Genomic DNA, 23,037 nt, shown 5'->3' with positions numbered 1-23,037 from the left:
GGATCGGCCGTTCACTGGGCGGCCGGTCCACCCCACCCGCCTGGCGCTCATGGCGGGCTAGACGGCCACGCCGGCGGGGACGCGGGTGTGCAGCAGCTCGAACCAGACCGTCGTCGTGCCGTCCTCCCGCGTGAAGCCCCAGCGGTGGCTGAGCGCCTCGATCAGCGGCAGGCCCCGCCCGCTGGTGGACTGCGCGCTCGTACGGCACACGCACGGCGGCCCGTCCGACCCGGCGTCCGACACGAGCACCCGCACCGCCGTCTCCGAACTGGTCATGGTCACCGTGAACGAGCCGCCCGACCCGGACCTGGTGTGCAGGATCGCGTTGGTGGCCAGCTCGCTGGTGAGCAGCGCCACGTCGTCGTACAGGGGATGGTCGCGGCCGAGCGCGGCGGTCACGAGACCCCTGGCCCTGGACACCTGTGACGGAACGCCCGGCAGTCTTGCCACCAGATCCCCGGAGCCGTTCCCGTCGAGGCGATGAAAGTCCGGCGGTGCCACGGCGACCTCCCCCAAATCGGCCCCAATATCCAGCGACGTTATGAGACGCGCCGGCGGCGCGCCGGAGGCTACCGCGAAAAGGTAGGAAAGGCCTTGCTGGCAGCCGCCTGCGCGACAGGGGATGCCGACCGAGTACGCTGCGATCGACGAGTCGTCCGGACCGTGGGGGAGAGCGTGGGAGGTCGCGTGAGCAGCCTCGAGGCCGTGTGGGTTCAACCGTACGACCGGCCGGGGGCCGCGGTCGTGACCGGCGTCTTCGACATCCTGCACGTCGGCCACGTGCGCTACCTGCGGGCTGTGGCCGAACGAGGGCTGCCGCTCGTCGTCGGCGTCGAGGACGATCCCCGGGTGCGGGCGTGGAAGGGGCCGAGCCGTCCGCTCAACCCCGCGGAGGAGCGGGCCGAGGTGCTGGCCGCGCTCCGGTTCGTGAGCGGCGTGTTCATCGTGACGGGGCCGCCCGAGGCGCACGGGCCGGAGGACTACATCGACCTGCTGGGGCCCATGCGTCCGGGGGCGCTCGCCCACACGGCGGGCGACCCGCACGCGGGCGCCCGCGCCGCCGCGGCGGCCATCCTGGGGAGCGAGTGCTGGGAGATGGCCTCCATCCCCGGCCGGTCCACGACCCGGATCGTGAACGCGGTGAGCAAGGGCTAGCGACCGGCCTGGGCCTTGTGCGGGAGTCGGTGACCGGACGGGCGGCCAAGATCGCGTAATCTCTCCTGACATGACGGCCGATCTGGTGGCGAGACGCGTGACGAACCTCCTGGCACCGCAGGTGCTGGTGATCGTCATGCCCCCCGTCGTCGGCCTCGTCGCCCAGGGGTGGAGCGGGGCCGCGTGGGGCCTGCTGGCCTCGGCGTTCTGCGGCGGCGTGCCGGCGGCGGTGATCGCGCTGGGCGTGCGGTCGGGCCGCCTCGACTCGCACCACATCGTGGACCGCGCCCGCCGCACCGGCCCGCTGCTCGCCGCCGTGGCTGCCGTCCTGGCGGCGCTGGCGCTGCTGGTCGTGATGGGCGCGCCGACGCTGCTCGTCGCCACCGTGACGGCGATGCTGGCCGCGCTGGCCGTGACCGTTCCCGTCACGCTGCGCTGGAAGATCTCCTTCCACGCCGCCGTCTCCGCGGGCACGGTCGTGGTGCTCGCCCACGTGCTGCCCTCCTGGCCGACCGCGCTGGCCGGGGCCGCCGTCGTGGCGCTGGTGTGCTGGGCGCGGGTACGTCTCACGCACCACACCTGGCCCCAGGTGGTCGTGGGGGCGGCGGCCGGGACGCTGACGACGTGGGGGGACGCTGGCCGCGTTCGGCGTGGGCTGACCCCGGAGGCGCCCCGGCGGGCCCCGGAGGCGCCCCGGCCGGCCGGAACACGGAGGCACCCCGGCGGGCCGGAATAGTGGTGGTATTCCCGGGGTTGCCGCGAACATGGACGTCACGAACCGCGGCCGGGTGCGCGTCGAGCGCACGGCCAAGCGTGTGAGGGCTTATCTCGGCGGCCGGGTGGTGGCCGACACCACCTCCGCTCTCCTGGTGTGGGAGGTCCCGTACTACCCCACCTACTATTTCCCGCTGGCGGACGTGGACGAGTCCGCGCTCAAGGCCACCGGCGCCACCAGTCACTCGCCGAGCAGGGGCGACGGCCTGGTGCACACCGTCACCTCGGGCACGGCCGAGGCGGCGGACGCGGCGCTCGTCTACCGCGACTCGCCGCTGGAGCAGATCCGCGACCACGTCCGTTTCGAGTGGGACGCCATGGACGCCTGGTTCGAGGAGGACGAGGAGGTCTACGTCCACCCGCGCGACCCGTACACCAGGGTCGACATCCTGGCGAGCTCGCGGCACGTGCGGGTAGAGGTGGACGGCGTCACCGTGGCCGACTCCCGCAGCCCGCGCATCCTCTTCGAGACGGGCCTGCCCGCCCGCTTCTACCTGCCGAAGACGGACGTACGGCTCGACCTGCTGGAGCACACGGACACGGTGACGCACTGCCCGTACAAGGGCACGGCGGAATACTGGACGGTCAACGGCAAAAAGGACCTCGCCTGGTCCTATCGGACGCCGCTGCCGGAGAGCGAGAAGGTCGCCGGGCTGATCGCGTTCTACAACGAGAAGCTCGACATCTACCTGGACGGCGAGCTCCAGGAGCGCCCGAAGTCCAAGTTCGCCTGAGCTCAGGCAGAGGGGGTCCAGCGGGGGTCGCGGCCGAGGTAGCGCAGGAGCGCCGCCACGTCGTCGTCGCCAGGCTCCGGCTCCAGCACGGCCGCGTACGCGCCCCAGGCGCGGAGCGGCTCGACGATCTCCTGCGCCACCTTCAGCAACGGGCGGGCCAGGTCGGGCGTCAGCGGCGACGCCTGACCCGTGGCGACCGCGATGTCCCAGGCGTGCACGGCCGCGTCGAGCGCGCACGCTGCCGAGCCGGACCACGGCGACATCTTGTGCGGCGGCACCGGAGTGGGCACCTCGACGGCGCCCTGGTCGACGCCGGCCCATGCCCTGGCCGAGCGCGCCAGCGCGTCCTCGGTGAACGCCGCGGGGTCGCCCTCCAGCTCGCCCGACGGCTCGAACGGGTTGAAGGCGGGGCCGGGCTCACCGGTGATCGCGGCGGCGAAGCCGATCTGGTCGCCTGCCGCGTGCTGGAGCACCTGCGTGACGTCCCAGGCCGAGCAGGGCGTCGGGAGGTGCCAGGCCGTGGCGGGAACGGCGCCGACGACCCGGCGCAGCGCCTCGTGCGAGGCGTCCAGTACGTCCCAGCCGCTGGTGGTGTGGTCGCTCATCGGTGAGCCCCCTTTCGTCATGCCCTCACCCTATCAGAACGGAATGATTTGTTCCACTATTTCGCGCGCCCGCTGGAAACAGGGAGGGCGCGGAGCCGAGCCCCGAGCCAGGGGGCGGGAGCTCAGGACGGCGATGGGCTGCATCGAGCTCGCCGCGGGCGGGAACGCGGGCGCGCCGCTCGTCCGGCCTGACGGCTCGTCGCCTGGGCGGGTGGGCGCGACGGGCTCGGCGACGCGCCCACCACGTGGTTCGGCCCCGCGGCGTGACGCGGCGGGCGGTCAGGTGAAGAGACGGGCGAGGACGCGCGTGCCGAACTCCAGGCCCTCCACCGGCACCCGCTCGTCCTTGCCGTGGAACATCCCGAAGTAGTCGAGGTCCGGCCGGAGCATCAGAGGCGCGAAACCGTACCCCTTGATGCCGATCCTGGCGAAGGACTTCGCGTCGGTGCCGCCCGCCATCACGTACGGCACCGGCCGGGCGAGCGGGTCCTCGGCCACCAGCGCGCCCGCCAGCGTGTCGAAGAACCCCGAGGGGTACGGGGCGTCGGGCGCGTCCTCCAGGTTGACGAACTCACGGGTGATCTTCGGGCCGAGCAGCGCGTCGATCGTCTCCAGGAACTCCTCCTGCGTCCCCGGCATGTAGCGCCCGTCCACGTGCGCCTCGGCCGTCGAGGGCACCACGTTCACCTTGTAACCGGCGTCCAGCATCGTCGGGTTCGCCGAGTTGCGGATCTGGCTCTTGAACAGGCTGCCCAGCGGGCCGAGCCGGGCCGCCTCCTCGTCCAGGCGGTCGAGGTCGATCGGCCGGCCGGTGATCTCGGACAGGTGCTGGATGAGCGCCGCGACCGACGGCGTCAGGCGTACCGGCCACTGGTGGGAGGCCAGCCGCGACAGCGCGTGCACCAGCGTGGCGACCGGGTTGTCCACGGGAGGCCGCGAGCCGTGGCCCGCCACGCCGTGCGCGGTGAGCTTCATCCAGGCGGTGCCGCGCTCGCCGACCGCGATCGGATAGACCCGGTGCCCGCCGGAGGCCACGCTGAAGCCGCCCGACTCGCTGATCGCCTCCGTGACGCCGTCGAACAGCCCCCGGTGCGCGGTGACCGCGTGCCGCGAGCCGTAGTCGCCCGTCGCCTCCTCGTCCGCCAGGAACGCCAGCACCAGGTCGCGCTTCGGACGTACGCCGCGGGCCGCCAGGTCGAGCACGGTCGCGAGCGTCATCGCGCACGAGCCCTTCATGTCGACCGCGCCCCGCCCGTACACGCAGCCGTCGGTGATCTCGCCGGAGAACGGGTGCATCCGCCACTCGGCCGGGTCGGCGGGCACCACGTCCAGGTGGCCGTGGACCAGCAGCGCGTCGGGGGAGTCGCCGTCGATCCTGGCCACGACGGTGGTCCGCCCCGGCGCCGACTCGAACACCACCGGCTCGATGCCGGCGTCCGCCAGCAGCGTGGCCACGTACTCGGCGGCCGGGCGCTCGCCCGAGCCCGGGTTGGTGGTGTCGAACCTGATCAGATCCGAGCAGATCTCGGCGACGCTCTTCACGCTCTCCCCTTCAGTGTCAGCGGCGGCACCTCAGGCGTCTCCATCCCGAAGATCAGCCCGTAGAAGGCCAGCTCGGCCTCCAGCACCGCGACGATAGTCTCCTCCCTGCGCCAGCCGTGCTGCTCGCCGGGGTAGGTGAGCAGGGCCCACTCCTTGCCATGTTTGTCCAGCTCCGCGGTGAACCGCTCGGCCTGGCTCACGTCCACGATCGCGTCCTCCAAGCCGTGCAGCATGAGGCACGGGCCCGAGGTGCGGTAGGCGTTCAGGAGCGGCGAGCGCTCGGTATAGCGGTCCCGCGTCTCGGGCAGCGGGCCCACCAGCCCGTCCAGGTACCGCGACTCGAAGTCGTGCGTCTCGGCGGCCCAGCTCTCCGGGTCGGTGATCGCGTAGTGCGCGACCCCGCCCGCGAACACGTCGCTGTGCACGAGCGCGGCCACCGTGGTCCAGCCCCCGGCGCTGCCGCCGCGGATCGCGAGCTTGGCGGCGTCGGCGCGGCCCAGCTCGACCAGGCCCCTGGCCACCCTGGCGCAGTCCTGCACGTCCACGACGCCCCACTGGTGGCGCAGCCGTTCGCGGTAGGCCCGGCCGTACCCCGTCGACCCGCCGTAGTTGACCACGGCCACGCCGATGCCCCTGCTGGTGAAGTACGCGATCTCCAGGTCGAGCACGACCGGGTGGCTGCCGGTGGGGCCGCCGTGCACGAAGATCACGTACGGGCCGGGGCCCTGGGCGCCGGCCGGCGGGTAGAGGTGCGCGTGCACGCCCTCGATCGTCACGGCCTCGGGAGCGGGGAGCAGGTCGCGGTCAGGGAGCGGCTTGCGGGCCGACACGACCTCCCACGCGCCGCCCTCCTCGAGGTCGGCGAGGGTCACTTCCAGCGGCGTGTACGGGGTCGCTCCCACGCTCGCCACCTTGCCGCCCGCGACCGACACGGTGGACGACCAGTAGGTGGCCGGGCCGCCGATCTCCCGCAGGCCGCCGGTCTCCGGGTCCAGCACGCCCAGACGACGGTGGTCCGGGGTGCCGTACACGACGGCCAGTTCACCCGTGTCCGCGATGGCCAGGTACGTCATGCCGGGCTTCCACGCCGCCGCGCCGAACTCCAGCTCCATCGGGGTGAGGTTCCGGCCGGGGGAGCCGTCGAGGTGGACGAGGTGGACGTTCCACCAGCCGGTGGGGTCGGTCACCGCGTACAGGCTGGTGCCGTCGCGCCACTCGGCCTGCGCGACCGACTCCTCGGGGCCTCCGGCGACCACCCGGTACTCACCCGCCGTGCCGTCCTCCCGCAAGGGGGCCACGCAGAGCTCGGTGCCGTCCCAGGGCATGTTCGGGTGGTCCCACCCGATCCAGGCGACGTGGCGGCCGTCGGGGGACAGGCGGGGGTTCATGAGGAAGTGCTGGGCTTCGACGATCACCTTGGCGGGGCCGCCGTCGAGGGGCACCGCCACCAGGTCGCGCACGTCGTCCGTCTCGCGCACGGCCCAGACCTCGTCGCGGCCGGGCGGGAGGTACAGGTCCGCGTAGCGTGCCGGCCCCTCCGGGGTGAGCGGCACCGGCACGCCGGACTCCTGCGCGGCCGCGGCGTCGAGGCGGTAGAGGCGCTGGTCCGCCCAGTTGGTGAAGACCAGGCCGCCGCCGGGCAGCGGGCGCCAGGAGCGGCCGCCGTACTCGATCACCCGGTTGCGCGCGTTCCAGCCCTGCGGCAGCGCGTCCGTGCGGGTGCCGTCAGGGAGGCGGCGCACCACGCAGCGCCGCCCGCCCTCGTGCGGGCGCGGCTCGTCCCACCAGACCTCCACACCGGAGGGCGTGGCCACCGCCTCCACCCAGAGCGGGCCGCCGTCGGTACGGGCCACGTCGATCGGTCGAATGCTCATCAACTCACCAATTGCCGTCGGTACAAGGAGGAAGGGGATGCTCTGGCGGGTGGAGGACGTACGCGATGCCCCCGCTGCCCGAGCTCCTCAACCACACGTTCTCGAACGCTGCCCGCGGATAGATCCTCCGAACCGTGGCGTCGTCGGGCGCGGCGGGGTCGTTCACGATGACGTCGCCCGCGGCCGTGAAGCCGGTGACGACCAGGATGTGGCCGTCGGTGGAGTAACAGGAGCCGGGCAGCTCGTGCGCCTTGAACGACTGCGAGGTGATCACCGGGATCCCGGAGCGTACGAACGCCGCCAGCTCCACCGCCGACCGGAGCCGCGTCACGAACCCGGCCAGCCCGTACCGCCCCGCGTACGCCACGTTGAACGGCCAGTTGCCGGTGCCCAGGTAGCTCGTGTCGTACGTGCCCATGGCCGCGTGGTCCACCATGGGCGCCGGGTCGCCGTCCCCCACCCAGGCCAGCTCGGCGGGTCCGGGGCCGCGGCCCCAGTAGCCGAGCACCATGGCCACCGAGGTCGGGCCGCACCAGTTGACGCCCCCGCCGTCCCACCGCAGGTGGTGCCCGGCGTGCGCGTGCTGGGAGTGCCGGGGCACCGCGAGCTCCATCGGCTCCGCCGCGCCGGGCGCGCTGGGCACCACAGGACGTTGCGGCACGGCCGAGGCCATCACCCCCAGCCCCGTCACGCGCGCGCCCGCGCCGTGCGAGGTCACCCGCACCTGGTACGACACCACCGGCCGCCGGGCCACGAACGTGTCCACCGCCACGTCGCCGTTCTCGTCGCCCTGGCCGGGGACGGACGTCCGCGGTTCGCCGTGCTCGGACCAGCGGCCCATGACGTACCACTTGGTGAGATCGCCCAGCTCGGTCCTGGCCCGCAGCGCCACCTCGATCCAGGAGCCCGGCGGGGTGCGCGCGGTCCACGAGGCCACGAGCTGGGTGGCGGAGAACCCGATCCGGCGCTCATCACTGCTCCACGAATCACCCGCGGACACGGCGAAGCGGGCGAAGGCGACGCGGGCCAGATCGACGGTGAGCACCAGCGACATTCTGCTTCCGCGCTCGGTGCCGCACATCGGATGGTTTACGTACCAGCCCGATTGTGTCGGTGATGATCTCTATGGTTCGGGTCATGACTCACGCGATACAGGCATACGCCTACGCGGGCCCCTCCGTGCTCGACGACGGCAGGCTCGCCCTCTCGACCTCCGGCGGCACGGCGTTGTCCGGGCCGCGCACGCATCCCCGGTTCTTCAGCGGGCTGCTCTCCCAGCCGGCCCCGGCCGCGGCCGGGCTGCTCGCCGTCGCCGACGTGGCGCTCGCCCGCTACCACCAGCCGAGGCCCGGCTGGACCCGCGACCCGGTGGTGACCTGCGACGGCGGGCGGCTGCGGTTCGAGTCGTTCTCGGCGTGCGGCGGCGTCTACGCCCGGCTCGACGTGCTGGAGCTCGACGGCGACGTGCTCGACCGGGGCACCACCAACGTCGACGTCAACGGCCCGCTGCGCGAGTCCCTCGCCAGGGTGGGCAGCCGGGACCCGCTCCACCTCGGCGTCGGCCCCGACGAGCTGACGGTCACCACGCTGGACGGCGCGGTCGTGGAGAAGAAGGTGCCGCTGCCGTCGCGCTGGCTGCGCGGATTCGCGGAGGTGCAGGTGATCGCCGCCGGGTTCGACCTGCGGGCCGAGCTGGGCGGCCCGCAGGCCGTCCGCTTCCTGCGCTCCCTGCCCAAGAGCGCCCGCTCCACCGTCTGGGCCGTCCCCTCGGGCCGCGACCTGCGCCTGTCCGGCGGCCCCGCACGCGGCGGCGTCTGTCTGTCGGGCGCCGGGCGGGTGGCCACGCTGATGCCGCTGCTCAGGTTCGCCAAGGCACTGCGCGTGTACGGCCCCCCGGCGACCATCGAGGGCGGCTCGTCCACCGCGAGCGCGTGGGAGCTCGAGCTGCCCGGCATGCGCTACACCCTGGCCGTCTCACCGGAGCCCTGGCGCGGCTTCTCCGGCGAGGGCGCCGTGCTGTCCGACCTGTCCACCGACGAGGCCGCCGGCGACGCCGACGTGGTGGGCATGCTGCTCAACTTCGAGCCCACGGTCGAGCTCGGGCTGCTCGCCGACCGCTCCGGCCTTTCCGTCGAACGTGTGCGCGCCGCGCTCACCCAGCTCGGCACGGCCGGCCGGGTCGGCTACGACCTGCACGAGGCGGCGCACTTCCACCGCGAGCTGCCGTACGACAAGGAGCAGGTGGCCCAGCTCAACCCCCGGCTGACCGCCGCCCGCGCGCTGGTGGACTCGGGGGCCGTGCGGCTGACGGGGGAGACCGCCGAGGTGACCACGGACGGCGGGGTGCGGCGGGTGCGCATCGCCGAGGGCGAGTGCACGTGCCCATGGTGGTACGACCACCAGGGGTCGCGCGGGCCGTGCAAGCACGTGCTGGCCGCCCGGATAGCCGCCCGCGTCGCCGTGGACGTGACCCTCTGACCCCGTGAAAGGCCGGGGTCAGAGGTACAGGCCGGTGGACTCGTCGCCCGGCTGGGTGGTGATCTCGCGGCCCGCGCGCAGGGCGTACAGCTCCGCCAGCGTCGCCCCCGACGCGCTCACCCCCTTCGACGAGCCGAGCCACGCGACGGCCTCCTCCTTGGTCAGCGCCCCCACCTCGACCTGCGCCAGGCACCGCCCTGGGCGGACGACGGCGGGGTGGAGGCGGGCGAGGTCCTCGTTGGTGGTGATCGCCACCAGGACGTCGCGGCCCTGGCCGAGCAGGCCGTCCGTCAGATTGAGCAGCCGCGAGAGCCCCTGACCTGCCTGGGCCTTGGCGCCCGAGCTGATCAGTTCGTCGCAGTCCTCCAGGACGAGCAGCCGCCAGCGCTGCGTGTCCTCGTCGGAGTCGTAGCCGACGGCCACCTCCATCAGGTAGCCGGGCTCGTTGAACAGGCGCTCGGGGTCGAGCACGCAGTCCACCTGGCACCAGTCGCGCCACTGCTTGGCCAGCGCCCGCAGCAGCGTGGTCTTGCCGGTGCCCGGCTCGCCGTGCAGGAGGATGAGGCGGCCGTTCACGTCGGCAGGGGTGATCGACATGAGCCTGTCGAGTGCCGGGCGGACCTTGGCCGAGTAGTTCTTGCTGATCTCGTCCCAGGGCTGCGCGGTGATCGGCTTCTCGGAGCGGGTGCCACCGTGCATGCCGCGCCACCAGAAGCCCATCTCGACGTGGTCGACCTCCGGCATGGCCTCTTCGGCGCCCTCGATGCTCTCCGCGAGGACGCTCTTGGCCAGCTCCTCGTCCACGGCCGTCACGCTGACGGTGGCCGTGCGGTTGCGGTGGCGTACGACGCGCAGGGTCCAGCCGTCGCCGCAGATGAGCCGCGACTCCGACCCGTCCTCGACGCGCGCGGTACGCAGCACGCGCCCGCCGGCGGGGCTCAGCGGGGCGTCGGGGCGTACGCGCTCCAGATTGGCCAGACGGGACCACGGCTGCGCGCCCGTCGCGAACGGCGACAGGGCCAGGGCGTCGATGACGTCGATGGCGGAGTCGGCGTCGTCGATCCAGATGTTCATCGGGAGTTCAGAGGACTCCGGGCTGGGGAACGGCACCTCCCTGATCACGGACATAACGGTAATGATCCAGCCTCGAGCCGTCACATGTCGAAGGGTTTAGCCGAAAAAACTCCCTAAGGTTGGCCCTTCTGGAGCTCGCCGGTCTGAGTGACGAGGTCGTAGCCGGGGACGTCTCGCCAGGTGTAGGTGAGTGCGTCGCCGTTCTTGACGAGCCAGATGGTGCCCGGGATGCAGCCGCCCTCGTTCGCTCCCAGCGAGAACGTCAGCTGCTTCTCCTCCACCTTGGTCAGCTTGATCGTCCCGCTGCAGCTCTCCGGCGGGTTCTTCTCGCTCCACGACGCGGTGGACGCACCGGGCTTCAGCACCACGGTGTTCTCGGCGCCGTCGGCGTCCATGGGGTTCGTGCTGGTGGTGTGGCCCGTCCACGTCCCGGCGAAGGCGGCGGGAATCTTGAGGTTCTTGCCGGGGGCCGCGGTCGGGGGGCCGGACGCCGACGCGGACGCGGACGCTGAGGGGGACGCTGAGGAGGGCTCTGAGGGGGGATCTGAGGGGCGCGCGGTGGTCGAGGCCGATGGAGGTGAGGTGGCCGAGGTGGTGCGGTCGTCGTCTCCCGAGGGCCGGGTCGGGGTGCGGTTGAGATAGAGGGTCGTGGCGACGGTCGCGGTCAGGACCACTGCCACCGCCACCGAGGAGCCGATGAGCAGGCCCCGGGAACGGGCGCGCCCCGTCCCACGGGTGTCCGCCGCCCGGGACCCCGGCCCGGTCTGGTGCGCCGCCCCAAGCTGCGGCCCGGTCTGGTGCGCCGCCCCAAGCTGCGGCCCGGTCTCGTACGCCGCCCCGGGACGTGGCCCCGGGGCGTGGGGGTTGACCAGGGACACCATGAGCTGCTGCGCCGTGGGGCGGCGGGAGGGGTCCTTGGCCAGACAGGACGCGATCAGCCCGCGCAGGCGTGGCGGCAGCGCGGACAGGTCCGGCTCCGCGTGCAGCACCCGGTGCAGCACGGCGGGCACGGTGTCCGCCCCGAACGGGCTCGTGCCCGTGGCCGCGTACAGCATCGACGAGGCCCAGGCGAACACGTCGGAGGCGGGCGAGGCCGGCGAGCCGCTGATCTGCTCGGGCGCCAGGTAAGCGGGAGTGCCGATCAGACCCGACGTCAGCGTGGCCGCCCCCTCCGCCCGGGCGATGCCGAAGTCCACCACCCTGGGCCCGTCGGGGCCGAGCAGCACGTTGGCCGGCTTGAAGTCGCGGTGCACGATCCCGGCCGCGTGGATGGCGGCCAGCGCCGTGGCCGTGCCGACCGCCAGGCGTTCGAGGTCGCCGCCGCGCAGCGGGCCGCGCTCGCGCACCCGCTCGGCCAGCGAGGGGCCGTCCACGTACTCGCTCACGACGAACGGCCGCGGCCCGTCGGCCGAGACGGCGAGCACCCGCGCCGTGCAGAAGGAGGCGATGCTCTCCAGCGCCTCGAGCTCGCGTGCCAGCCTGGCCCGCGTCGTCCGGTCGCCCGTGCTCAACAGCTTGATCGCGACCGGCTCGCCCTCCGGGGAATGGGCGAGGTAGACCACGCCCTGCCCGCCCTCGCCGAGCCGGCCGGACAAGCGGTAGCCGCCCAGGGACGCCGGATCGTCTGGTGCCAGCGGGCTCGCCATGGGCGATACGTTACCGGTCTTCCGGCGTACTACCCCAAGATCCACCGGTACCTTGGGTCGTCACATAAATCACTCCTTGCACGGAGGTATGGGGGAAAGTGTCGAAGGTCACGTTCCGTGAGCGGGCGCGTTACTGGTTCGACAACACCATGTCCAAGGGGACCGCCTCGCTGATCGGCTGGCTGGCCGTGGTGTCGCTGACGCTGATCGTGATCGTGGCGGCGCTCACGCTCTGGCTCGCCCCCGACGAGCCGGACGGCGTGGCCGGCCCTGGGCACGTGCTCTGGATCGCGCTCATGCACGCGCTGACCCCGAGCAAGGTCGCCAGCGACAAGGGTTCTACGGCGTACATGGCCGTGATGTTCGCGGGGTCGCTCGGCGGTCTGTTCATCGTCAGCATGCTCGTGGGCCTGCTGTCGAACGGGCTCAAGCAGAAGGTGGACCGCCTGCGCAGGGGGCGCTCGCGGATCGTCGAGTCCGGGCACACGGTGATCCTCGGCTGGTCGGACCAGGTGTTCACGATCGTGGCCGAGCTGGTCAAGGCGCACGCCAGCGAGAAGGGCTCCGTCATCGCCGTCCTGGCGGAACGTGACAAACTCGCCATGGAGGAGGACATCCGCGAGGCGGTCGGCGACCTCGGCAGGACCCGGCTGGTCTGCCGCACGGGGCGGCCCACCGAGCCGCGCGACCTCGCGCTGATGAACCTGGCCAGCGCCCGCTCCGTCGTCGTGCTCTCGCCTGAGCGCAAGGACCCGGACGCGCACGTCATCAAGATCCTGCTCGCGCTGGCCAAGCGCGACGGCATGCATCCGCCGGTGGTCGCCGGGCTCACCTCCAGCCGCAACATCGCCGCCGCCCGCCTGGCCGGCGGCCAGGACGTGCACCTGGTCGACTCCGACGACACCGCCTCCAGGCTCATCGTGCAGTCCTCGCGCCAGTCCGGCATGTCCGTCGTCTGCATGGACCTGCTCAACTTCGACGGCGGCGAGATCTACCTGCGCACCCCCAAGAAGCTCGTCGGCGTCACGTACGGCGAGGCGCTGCACGCGTACCAGACCGCCTCCGTCATCGGCCTGCGCCGACCGGCCGGCGTCGTGCTGAACCCGCCCACGGACACCGTCATCAACGCCGACGACCAGGTCATCGTCATCGCGCACGACGACTCCCACATCCGCCTGGCCGCCGGCAAGCCGTCCCTGGACGAGGCCGCCATCGTCGAGGCGGCGGCGCCGCCCACCGAGCCCGAGCGCACGCTGCTGCTCAACTGGAACGGCCGGGCCGAGCAGATCGTCCGCTACCTCGACGGCTACGTCGCCCCCGGCTCCGTCCTGGAGGTCGCCGCCGACCACCCCAAGGCGGGCACCGGCCTGGCGGGCCTGAGGAACCTCACCGTGAACGTCAAGGACTGCGACACCACCGACAGGTACGCGCTCGAGTCGCTCGGCGTCGGCCTCTTCCAGCACGTCATCGTCCTGTCCGACGACCGCTTCGACCCCCACCACTCCGACACGCGCACGCTCATGACGCTGCTCCAGCTCCGCGACATGCAGAGCGCGCTCGGCGAGCACTACTCGATCGTCAGCGAGATGCACGACGAGAACAACCGCGCCCTGGCCGAGGTCACCGAGGCCGACGACATCGTGATCAGTGACACCGTCATCGGCCTGCTCCTCGCCCAGCTCGCCGAGAACCGGCACCTGGCCGACGTGTTCGGCTACCTGTTCGACTCGCGCGGCTCGGAGATCTACCCCCGCCCCGCCGGCTCGTACGTGACGACGGGGACGCGGGTGACGTTCTCCACGGTCGTGGAGGCCGCCAGGCGCAGGGGCGAGACCGCCATCGGCTACCGCAGTGCCCACGCACGCAACGTCCCGCCGCATTACGGCATCGTCCTCAACCCGGACAAGTCCGAGCCGATCGTGCTCCACCAGAGGGACTCGGTGATCGTCCTGGCGGAACGCTGACCTCGCCCGCCGTTCAGGTCACGGAAAGCGGGCGGAGCCGCCGTACATTGGCCCTGTGAGGACCATCGACTGGGTGGACGGCGCCATCGAGCTCGTCGACCAGACCCTGCTGCCGGACAAGTGCGTGATGCTGCGCATCCACACTGTGGACGATCTGGTGGACGCCATCCAGCGGCTGGCCGTGCGCGGCGCGCCCGCGCTCGGTGTGGCCGGGGCGCTCGGCGTCGTGCTGGCCGACGGCGACGCCGCGCAGATCGCCAGGCTCCGCGCCGCCAGGCCCACCGCCGTCAACCTCGCGTGGGGCGTCGACCAGGCCGTCGCCCACCTGCACGCAGGCCGCGAGGCGGTGCTCGCGGCCGCGCTGCGCGTGCGTGACGACGACATCGCCGCCTGCGTGGCCATGGGGGAGCGCGGGGCCGACCTCCTCGAAGGCGACCGGCTGCGGATCATGACGGTGTGCAACACCGGCGGGCTGGCCGCCGTCGAACGCGGCACCGCGCTCGGCGTCGTGCGGACGCTCCACGAACGCGGCCGGCTGGCCGAGGTGCTCGCACTCGAGACCCGCCCGCTGCTGCAGGGCGCCAGGCTCACCACCTGGGAGCTGGCCAAGATGGGCGTGCCGCACCGGCTCATCGCCGACTCGGCGGGGCCGTACCTGCTGGCCAGGGGCGAGGTGGACGCGGTGCTCATCGGCGCCGACCGCATCGCCGCCAACGGCGACACCGCCAACAAGATCGGCTCGTACGCCCTCGCGCTCGGCGCGGAGCGCGCCGGGGTGCCGTTCGTGGTGGTCGCGCCGGAGTCCACGATCGACCAGAACACCCTCTCCGGCGAGCACATCGAGATCGAGGACAGGGGAGCGGACGAGGTCGTGACCGTCAGAGGTGTACGCGTGGCTCCCGAGGGAACGCGAGCGCTGAACCCGGCCTTCGACGTGACGCCGCACGACCTCATCACCGCGATCGTGACGGACAGGCGGGTGATCCGGCCGTAGGTCAAATCCCACATCTTCAGGACCTGTCCGCGTCCCCCGCGTTACGCTCGGTGGTCCCGACCGCGACCCTCGGAGCTCACCATGGCAATCGACCTGGTGTTACGGCGCGACTGGAACGCCCGCGCGCCGCGTGGCGACTACACCCAGCTCGACTCCACCAAGGGAGTGAAAGTCCACTACACGGGCGGCACCGTCGATCCCGGCATCGTCCACGACCACAACGGGTGCGTCGCGCTGGTGCGCTCCATCCAGGCGTACCACATGGACGGCAACGGCTGGATCGACATCGGCTACTGCGTCGATGAGGAAACCGAAATCCTCACTCGGCAAGGGTGGAAGTCGTATCAAGAGCTGCGTGTTGAGGACATCGCACTCACGCTCAACCACGACACGGGAATGTCCGAGTGGCAGCCCGTGCTCGAAGTATGCGTATTCCCCGCCATGGAGCGGGAGATGATCCGGATGGAGGGCGTCTGCCACTCCTCCTTGACCACTCCCCATCACCGCTGGCCCGTGGAGCGTTACCGTCGGCGTACTGGGACCGAACGGCAGAAGGGCCCGAACGGAAAGTGGCTGCCGACGGGGAAGGCCAAACGTACGGTCACCAGCTACGAACGCCTATGGGTGACCACCGAGACGATCGGTTACTGGGACCGTGTTCCGATCGCGGCTTCCTGTGCCGATCTGCCAACTGAGTTGAAATGGTCGGATGCCTTCGTGGAACTGGTCGCATGGTTCTGGACTGAGGGGCACATCAAGCGCACCCGGCAGGGAGCGCAGAGCGGTGTCGCGATTTACCAGTCTCTGCGGAACCAGTCATATCTCATGCGCATTCGCACTGCGCTCCATAAGGTCTTCGGCCCTCCCGTCGATCGCTTCCCCCGGCGAGGCAGGACCACGGACGGCACTCCTCTTTGGAGGGAGGCGATCAACGATGATCTCGTTGAGTTCCATCTCTCGGTTGACGCGGGCAGGCAGCTGATCGATGTGGCGCCCGGCAGGGTGCCGGGATTCGAATTCCTCCTGTCACTGTCCCAGGCTCAGCTTGCCCTGTTCATAGAAACCTCCCTGGCGGCGGACAACGCCGGGTTCGATCTGCTCGCGCAGAAAGACCGGGCGGCTGCGGAGGCGTTCATGTTCGCCGTGCTGCTGTCAGGGTCGGGTGCATCACTTCGCCGCATACCGCCAAGGGGCACTACCAAGACGGATATGTGGCTGGTCACGATCCGGCGACAGCAGTACTTCATGCCCCGATCGGCTGCGCAACGGCGGAATGCCAATTTCACAATCCAGAAGGAGATGTATCACGGCCAGATCTGGTGTCCCCGGACTGAGAACCAGAGCTGGCTGGCTCGCAGGAAGGGGACGGTGTACTTCACCGGCAACACCATGATCGCTTGTCCGCACAGAAAGGTGTTCGAGGGGCGCGGCCTGCACCATCTGCCCGCTGCGAATGGCGCGGGCCTCAACTCCGGCCACTACGCCGTGCTAGGGCTTGTGGGCAACTCAGGACTTGTCCTGCCGCCCGACGGGGTGCTCCACGGGATCCTGGACGCGATCCAGTACCTGCGCGACCGGGGCAGCGCCGGCAAGGAGATCAAGGGACATCGCGACGGCTACTCCACCGACTGCCCCGGAGAGCCGCTCTACGCCTGGGTCCGCCGGGGCGCGCCCCGTCCCGGTGGAGGCACGGAGCCCGGGCCGGTCGCGCCGCCGTTCCCCGGGCGGCTGCTCACGTACCCGCCGGTGACGCAGGGCGACGACGTGCGCGCCTGGCAGGCGCAGATGAAGCGGCGCGGGTGGGTCCTGACGGTGGACGGGGCGTACGGCGCGGAGTCGCGCGACGTGTGCCGCAGATTCCAGCGCCAGCAGGGCGTCACGGACGACGGGATCGTGGGGCCGGTCACGTGGCGGCTGGCGTGGGAGGCTCCCGCCGCCTGAGCCCGACCTGGGTCAAACGCGTAGTATCCGACCATGGAAGTGGCAGCGGGTTTCGCGTCCGTCTCCCGGGACGACTGGCGGGCGTTGGCGGTCGAGGTGCTGCGTAAATCCGGGATCGAGGCAGCCTCGCCCGAGGAGGCGCTGTCCGGCCTCACCTATGACGGGGTGACGGTCGCGCCGCTCTACGACCAGGACGACCTGCCCGGAGATCCCGGGCTGCCCGGCGAGCCGCCTTACGTGCGCGGGACCCGGGCTGCGGCCGGCTGGGACGTGCGGCAGCGGCACGCGCTGGCCGACCCCGAGGCGGTGCTGGCGGATCTGGAGAACGGCGTCACGTCGCTCTGGCTGGTGGTGGGTGACGGCGCGATCCCGGTGGACGCGCTGGGCGCCGTGCTCAAGGACGTCTACCTCGACCTGGCCCCGGTCGTGCTGGAGGCGGGGGAGCGCGTGGGCGAGGCCGCCGAGGTCCTGTTCGGGCGCGGCGTCGCGGTGCGCGGCAACCTGGGGGCCTCCGCCTGTGCCGGGGGCGCGGGGCTGGAGCTGGCCCGGCGCTGTGTCGAGGGCTTCCCCGGGCTCAGGGCGGTGACCGTCGACGCCACGCCGTACCACGACGCGGGCGGCAGCGACGCCGAGGAGCTGGGCTGCTCGATCGCCCAGGGCGTCACAGAGCTGCGGGCGCTCACCGGCGGCGGCCTCTCCGTTGAGCAAGCGCTAGGGCAGATCGACTTCCGGTACGCCGCCACCGCCGACCAGTTCGCCACCATCGCCAAGCTGCGCGCGGCCCGCCGGCTGTGGGCGCGGGTCGCCGAGGTCTGCGGAGCCCCGGAGCACGGCGGGCAGCGGCAGCACGCGGTCACCAGCTCGGCCATGATGACCGCCCGCGACCCCTGGGTGAACATGCTCCGCACCACCCTGGCCTGCTTCGCCGCCGGGGTCGGCGGGGCCGACGCGGTCACGGTGCAGCCGTTCGACGCCTGTCTGGGCCTGCCGGACGCCTTCTCCCGCCGCATCGCCCGCAACACGCAGTCGCTCCTGCTGGAGGAGTCGGGGCTCGGGCACGTCGTCGACCCAGCAGGGGGCTCCTGGTACGTCGAGCGCCGCACCGCCGACCTCGCGGAGCGCGCGTGGGCCTGGTTCCAGGAGATCGAGGCGGCGGGCGGTATCGGGCGGGCGTACGAGCTGGTGTCCGGCCGGATCGCCGCCACCCGTGCCCGCCGCAACGACGACATCGCCCACCGGCGCTTCCCGATCACGGGCGTGAGCGAGTTCCCGAACGTCCACGAGAAGCCGGTCCGCCCGCCGTCCCCCGCGTCCGGGGCAGGGGCGCCGGAGGCCGGCGGAGGGTTGCCGCGGGTCCGGTATGCCGAGGCGTTCGAGGCGCTGCGGGACCTGGCCGACGCGCAGCCCGAGCGGCCCAAGGTGTTCCTCGCCACCATCGGGCCCGTCGCCGCCCACACCGCGCGGGCCTCGTTCGCCGCCAATCTCTTCCAGGCGGGCGGGCTCGACACCGAGAGCGCCGGTCCCGGGACGGACCCCGGGCAGATCGCCACCGCGTACGCCATGAGCGGCACCGCCGTCGCGTGCCTGTGCTCGTCCGACAAGCTCTACGCCCAGCACGCCCCCGCCGTCGCGGCCGCACTGCGCAAGGCCGGTGCGAGGAAAGTGTGGCTGGCGGGGAAGGGGGAGTACGAAGGCGTGGACGGAAACCTCTACGCGGGCTGCGACGCGCTGGCCGTGCTCCGCGAGACCTTCGACCACCTGGAGGTGACCCGATGATCCCGGACTTCTCCGGCATCCCGCTCAATGCCCTGCCCGAGGACGTCCCCGGGGAGCCGGAGCACGGCGGCGAGGTGTGGGAGACGCCGGAAGGGATCGGGGTCAAGCCGCTCTACACCGCCCACGACCTCGAGGGGCTCGACTTCCTGCGCACCTATCCCGGCGCGGCCCCCTACCTGCGGGGTCCGTACCCCACCATGTACGTCAACCAACCCTGGACCATCCGCCAGTACGCGGGCTTCTCCACGGCCCAGGAGTCCAACGCCTTCTACCGGCGCAACCTCGCCGCCGGGCAGAAGGGCCTGTCGGTGGCCTTCGACCTGGCCACGCACCGGGGGTACGACTCCGACCACCCCCGGGTCGCCGGCGACGTGGGCATGGCCGGGGTGGCGATCGACTCGATCTATGACATGCGGCAGCTGTTCGACGGCATCCCGCTCGACAGGATGTCGGTGTCGATGACCATGAACGGCGCCGTGCTGCCCGTTCTCGCGCTGTACATCGTGGCGGCCGAGGAGCAGGGCGTCGCGCCGGAGGAGCTCGCCGGGACCATCCAGAACGACATCCTCAAAGAGTTCATGGTCCGCAACACCTACATTTATCCCCCAGCGCCGTCTATGCGGATTATTTCGGATATTTTCGCTTATACGAGTGAAAAGATGCCGAAATTCAACTCCATCAGTATTTCGGGCTACCACATCCAGGAAGCCGGCGCGACGTGCGACCTGGAGCTGGCCTACACGCTCGCCGACGGCGTCGAATACCTGCGCGCTGGAGTCGCCGCCGGGATGGACGTCGACCGGTTCGCGCCGCGGCTGTCGTTCTTCTGGTGCATCGGCATGAACTTCTTCATGGAGGTCGCCAAGCTGCGGGCCGCCCGGCTGCTCTGGGCCAAGCTGGTGTCCGGCTTCAATGCGAAAAATCCGAAATCGCTGAGCCTCCGTACCCACTCCCAGACCTCCGGCTGGTCGCTGACCGCGCAGGACGTCTTCAACAACGTCGCCCGCACCTGCGTCGAGGCCATGGCCGCCACCCAGGGCCACACCCAGTCGCTGCACACCAACGCGCTGGACGAGGCCCTCGCGCTGCCCACCGACTTCTCCGCCCGCATCGCCCGCAACACCCAGCTCCTCCTCCAGCAGGAGTCGGGCACGACCAAGGTGATCGACCCGTGGGGGCGGCTCCTACTACGTCGAGCGCCTCACCCACGACCTCGCCGAACGCGCCTGGGCCCACATCCAGGAGGTCGAGGCCGCCGGCGGCATGGCCAGGGCCATCGAAGCGGGCCTGCCCAAGCTCCGCATCGAGGAGGCGGCCGCCCGTGCGCAGGCCAGGATCGACTCCGGGCGCCAGCCCGTGATCGGCGTCAACAAGTACCGGGCCGAGGGCGACGAGACCATCGAGGTGCTCAAGGTCGACAACAGCGCCGTACGCGCCCAGCAGCTCGACAAGCTGGCCCGCCTCAGGGCCGAGCGCGACCCCGACGCCGTGCAGCGGGCGCTCGACGCGCTCACGAAGGTCGCCGACAACCCCGCGCCCGGCCTGGAGCACAATCTGCTCAAACTGGCCGTGGACGCCGCCCGGGCCAAGGCCACGGTGGGCGAGATCTCCGACGCCCTCGAGCGGGTGTTCGGCAGGCACGCCGAGCCGGTACGTACCATCTCTGGCGTGTACCGCGACGAGTCAGGCCACTCCGACAACATCGAGCGCGTCCGCCGGGCCTGCGCCGACTTCGAACGGGCCGAGGGGCGCCGCCCGCGCATCCTCGTGGCGAAGATGGGCCAGGACGGCCACGACCGCGGCCAGAAGGTGATCGCCACGGCCTTCGCCGACCTCGGCTTCGACGTGGACGTCGGCCCGCTGTTCCAGACGCCGGAGGAGGTCGCCAGGCAGGCGGTCGAGGCCGACGTGCACATCGTGGGCGTGTCGTCGCTGGCCGCGGGGCACCTCACCCTGGTGCCCGCGTTGCGCGGGGCGCTGGCCGACCTCGACGCCGGCGACATCATGATCGTGGTCGGCGGCGTCATCCCGCCGGGCGACCACGACGAGCTGCGGGCGGCGGGCGCCGCCGCGATCTTCCCGCCGGGCACGGTGATCGCCGACGCCGCCCTCGACCTGCTGGACCAGCTGCGGGACCGTCACTAGATCCCGCTCCGGCACATCGTGACTAGGTGCGGGACCGTCAGTTGGTCCCGCTCTGGCACATCGTGACGGAGATCGTCCGCTGGGTCACGATCGGGGAGGTGATCCTGAGCGTGACGCGGTGGACGCCTCCGTTGCTCTGGAGGCTCTGCGGCGCGGCGAGGTAACGCTGGCCGTTCTCCGAGATGGTCGCCGACGAGCGGCCCACGGGCGTGCGGTCGATGTACCAGGTGTACCTGAAGTTCAGCGGCTCGCCGGTGCGCTGCACCAGCGCCTGGAGGGTCACCTCGCCGCCCGACCAGCAGTCGCCGTTCCTGGTGCCGCCCGCGCGGACGTAGACGAGCCTGAGCTGCCCGCTCGCGTCGGGCACCGCGGTTGACGTGGTGCCGTCGGTCGGCACCGTGCTCGGATCACCCTCGCTCTGCGGGCTCGCCCCAGGGGTACGCGTCCGCTTCGGCCGCTGCGACGGCGTGGACTTGGCGGACTTCGAGGCCGAGGGCGTGCTGCTCGCGACCGAGACGCTCTTGGCAGTGGGGGTCGTGGGGGTGAGCCACATGATGGCGCCGGCCAGGGCCAGCACGGAGACGCCGGAGGCGCCCGCGATGAGCACGATCTTCATGCGCCGCCGACCGGACCGTCGCGGCGGCGCGGGTGCGCCTGCGGGTGTCTCACCTGGTGCTCCGGCGGGCGCCCTGGCCGGGGTGTCTCCCGGCGCGAGGAGGCCGACCAGCGCCGAGTGCTGGGCCATCGCCGGCTCGGGCACCGGCTGCTCGCGAGCCGCCGCACGCTCGAACTCCGCCTGATGCTCGAACTCCGCAGGAACCGGTGTCACAACCGGGGCGCCCAGCGGGAACGCCGCCGGCCCCTGGCCGTGGTGCGCCCCCGGATCATGGCCGTAGTGCCCGGCCGGTTCTCGGGCGAAATGGGCGGCCGGTTCCTGGCCGTAGTGCGCGGCCGGTTCCTGGCCATGGTGCCCGGCCGGCTGCTGCCCGTAGTGCGCGGGCGGCTCCTGGCCGTAGTGCCCGGCCGGGTCCTGTCCGTAGTGCGCGGCCGGCTCCTGACCATAATGTCCGGCCGGTTCCTGGCCGAAGTGCCCGCCCGGCGCGGGCTGCGGCGCGGCGGGCTGGTCCGGGCTCTGGCGCGGACCGAAGCGCCGCGGCAGAGCTCCTGGCTGGGCTCCCGGCTGGGCCCCCGGGTGGTCGGCGCCGTCGGCGCCGGGACCCTGGGCGCGGCCCCGGCGCGGCGGCGTGTCCTGGTCGAAAGCCGGCTCAGGCGTCTGGTGCCAGGCCGCCGCCGGCTGGTCGGTCTGCTGCCAGGCCGCCGCCGGCTGGTCGACGGTCTCGTACGAGGCCGGGGAAGGATCGGCGGCCTGATACGGAGCCGAGGGCTGGTCGGAGGTCTGGTACGGGACCGGCGTCTGGTGCGCGGCCGCGCTCTGGTCGGACGTCTGGTACGCGCCCGGCGTCCGCCGCGGCAGCGGAGCCTGGTCCGAGGTCTGGTACGGGACCGGGGTCTGCTGACCGGCCGGGGACTGGGACGGGGCGGCAGGCTGGCGCGAGGGCGCGGTCAGCCGGAGCAGCACGTCACGCATCACGGGACGGGCGCTGGGGTCCTTGGCCAGGCAGGCCAGCATGATCTCGCGCACCAGCCCGCGGAGCTCGCCGAGGTGCGGCTCGTCGTTAAGGATGCGATTGATCACCGTGGGCAGCGAGTCGTCGCCGAACGGCGGTGTCCCCGTGGCCGCGAAGACCATCACCGACGCCCACGCGAACACGTCGGCCGGCGCTCCGACCGCCTTCCCGGAGAGCTGTTCGGGCGCCATGTACGCGGGCGTGCCGACAAAAGTGCCGGTCGCCTTCATGCCACCGGCGAGCGCCCCGGCGATGCCGAAGTCCACGACCTGCGGCCCGCCGGGCCCGAGCAGGACGTTCGACGGCTTGAAGTCCCCGTGGACGACGCCGGCCTGGTGGATGGCGTCCAGCGCGGTCGCGGTGGACACGGCGATCCGCTGCAGCTCCGCCCCGCCCTGCCGGCCTGCCTGCTGGAGCGAGGGCCCGTCCACGTACTCGGACACGATGTACGGCCGGCCGCTGGTAGAGGCGTCGAGCACCTGCGCGAGGCAGAACGGCTCGACCTTGCGCGCGGCGGCGATCTCCCTGGCGAGTCGGTCGTCCCCGGCGAGTCCCTCGCGCAGCACCTTGACCGCGACGGGGGTGCCGTTGCGGGCCTGGCCGAGGTAGACGACACCATGGCCGCCCGCTCCGAGACGACCGACCAGCCGGTAGGGTCCCACCGTTGCCGGGTCGCCCTCGCGGAGGGGTTCGACGTTGGGCATGAG

16 protein-coding genes and 1 pseudogene are annotated in these 23,037 nt (G+C 72.0%); 9 read left to right on the top strand and 8 right to left on the bottom strand.

The features are described 5' to 3' along the window. Positions 1 to 57 precede the first annotated feature (57 nt). Positions 58 to 501, bottom strand: a complete 444-nt coding sequence (locus ABD830_RS03780) for an ATP-binding protein (RefSeq protein WP_344984888.1) — start codon at positions 499 to 501, stop codon at positions 58 to 60. A 186-nt stretch (positions 502 to 687) separates the two neighbouring features. On the opposite strand from ABD830_RS03780, the gene ABD830_RS03775 reads away from it, so the two are divergent. The 3 genes from ABD830_RS03775 (at position 688) to ABD830_RS03765 (ending at position 2,663) form a co-directional block, all read left to right on the top strand. Further along, complete coding sequence (locus ABD830_RS03775) at positions 688 to 1,155, top strand: adenylyltransferase/cytidyltransferase family protein (RefSeq protein WP_344984887.1); 468 nt, start codon at positions 688 to 690, stop codon at positions 1,153 to 1,155. Between the two features lie 70 nt (positions 1,156 to 1,225). Further along, positions 1,226 to 1,891 carry a hypothetical protein gene (locus ABD830_RS03770; RefSeq protein ID WP_344984886.1) on the top strand — a complete coding sequence of 222 codons (666 nt, stop codon included), beginning with the start codon at positions 1,226 to 1,228 and terminating at the stop codon, positions 1,889 to 1,891. Positions 1,892 to 1,919: 28 nt separating this feature from the next. Beyond that, positions 1,920 to 2,663, top strand: a complete 744-nt coding sequence (locus ABD830_RS03765) for a DUF427 domain-containing protein (protein WP_344984885.1) — start codon at positions 1,920 to 1,922, stop codon at positions 2,661 to 2,663. A gap of 2 nt (positions 2,664 to 2,665) precedes the next feature. On the opposite strand, the gene ABD830_RS03760 is transcribed toward ABD830_RS03765, so the two are convergent. The 4 genes from ABD830_RS03760 to ABD830_RS03745 all read right to left on the bottom strand — a co-directional run bounded on the left by ABD830_RS03760 (position 2,666) and on the right by ABD830_RS03745 (position 7,738). Next, complete coding sequence (locus ABD830_RS03760) at positions 2,666 to 3,268, bottom strand: TIGR03086 family metal-binding protein (protein ID WP_344984884.1); 603 nt, start codon at positions 3,266 to 3,268, stop codon at positions 2,666 to 2,668. Between the two features lie 279 nt (positions 3,269 to 3,547). Beyond that, positions 3,548 to 4,810, bottom strand: coding sequence for a M20/M25/M40 family metallo-hydrolase (locus ABD830_RS03755; protein ID WP_344984883.1), 1,263 nt, complete (start codon positions 4,808 to 4,810; stop codon positions 3,548 to 3,550). Continuing rightward, entirely contained in the window at positions 4,807 to 6,684 is a 1,878-nt protein-coding gene (locus tag ABD830_RS03750; RefSeq protein WP_344984882.1) for a S9 family peptidase, read from the bottom strand. The genes ABD830_RS03755 and ABD830_RS03750 overlap by 4 nt, the downstream gene beginning before the upstream one ends. A gap of 4 nt (positions 6,685 to 6,688) precedes the next feature. After that, a complete protein-coding gene (locus tag ABD830_RS03745; RefSeq protein ID WP_344984880.1) occupies positions 6,689 to 7,738 on the bottom strand; it encodes a C39 family peptidase in 1,050 nt (349 codons plus the stop codon). Between the two features lie 83 nt (positions 7,739 to 7,821). Here ABD830_RS03745 and ABD830_RS03740 point away from each other — a divergent pair, with 83 nt between their 5' ends. Continuing rightward, entirely contained in the window at positions 7,822 to 9,162 is a 1,341-nt protein-coding gene (locus ABD830_RS03740; RefSeq protein WP_344984879.1) for an SWIM zinc finger family protein, read from the top strand. 18 nt (positions 9,163 to 9,180) lie between these two features. Here ABD830_RS03740 and ABD830_RS03735 read toward each other — a convergent pair whose 3' ends face one another. Then, the gene (locus tag ABD830_RS03735) at positions 9,181 to 10,290 is read right to left on the bottom strand and encodes a DUF5925 domain-containing protein (protein WP_344984878.1); all 1,110 of its coding nucleotides are present in this window, start codon (positions 10,288 to 10,290) and stop codon (positions 9,181 to 9,183) included. Between the two features lie 59 nt (positions 10,291 to 10,349). After that, complete coding sequence (locus ABD830_RS03730) at positions 10,350 to 11,882, bottom strand: serine/threonine-protein kinase (RefSeq protein WP_344984877.1); 1,533 nt, start codon at positions 11,880 to 11,882, stop codon at positions 10,350 to 10,352. 98 nt (positions 11,883 to 11,980) lie between these two features. On the opposite strand from ABD830_RS03730, the gene ABD830_RS03725 reads away from it, so the two are divergent. The 5 genes and pseudogenes from ABD830_RS03725 (at position 11,981) to scpA (ending at position 20,702) form a co-directional block, all read left to right on the top strand. Then, positions 11,981 to 13,846 carry a CASTOR/POLLUX-related putative ion channel gene (locus ABD830_RS03725; RefSeq protein WP_344984874.1) on the top strand — a complete coding sequence of 622 codons (1,866 nt, stop codon included), beginning with the start codon at positions 11,981 to 11,983 and terminating at the stop codon, positions 13,844 to 13,846. Positions 13,847 to 13,901: 55 nt separating this feature from the next. Next, positions 13,902 to 14,840, top strand: coding sequence for an S-methyl-5-thioribose-1-phosphate isomerase (mtnA, locus tag ABD830_RS03720; RefSeq protein ID WP_344984873.1), 939 nt, complete (start codon positions 13,902 to 13,904; stop codon positions 14,838 to 14,840). Between the two features lie 81 nt (positions 14,841 to 14,921). Continuing rightward, complete coding sequence (locus ABD830_RS03715; RefSeq protein WP_344984872.1) at positions 14,922 to 16,781, top strand: peptidoglycan-binding protein; 1,860 nt, start codon at positions 14,922 to 14,924, stop codon at positions 16,779 to 16,781. A 33-nt stretch (positions 16,782 to 16,814) separates the two neighbouring features. After that, complete coding sequence (locus ABD830_RS03710; RefSeq protein ID WP_344984870.1) at positions 16,815 to 18,557, top strand: methylmalonyl-CoA mutase family protein; 1,743 nt, start codon at positions 16,815 to 16,817, stop codon at positions 18,555 to 18,557. Continuing rightward, positions 18,554 to 20,702: pseudogene (gene scpA, locus ABD830_RS03705) on the top strand (methylmalonyl-CoA mutase). Before ABD830_RS03710 ends, scpA begins: the two are co-directional and overlap by 4 nt. Positions 20,703 to 20,739: 37 nt before the next feature. Here scpA and ABD830_RS03700 read toward each other — a convergent pair. Beyond that, the gene (locus ABD830_RS03700) at positions 20,740 to 23,034 is read right to left on the bottom strand and encodes a protein kinase domain-containing protein (RefSeq protein ID WP_344984868.1); all 2,295 of its coding nucleotides are present in this window, start codon (positions 23,032 to 23,034) and stop codon (positions 20,740 to 20,742) included. Positions 23,035 to 23,037 lie beyond the last annotated feature (3 nt).

Origin of the sequence: Nonomuraea helvata, from assembly GCF_039535785.1 — a bacterium.
Lineage (GTDB): Bacteria > Actinomycetota > Actinomycetes > Streptosporangiales > Streptosporangiaceae > Nonomuraea > Nonomuraea helvata.
Note: the sequence above shows the minus strand (reverse complement) of the source record. Positions and strands in the feature narration are given on the sequence as shown.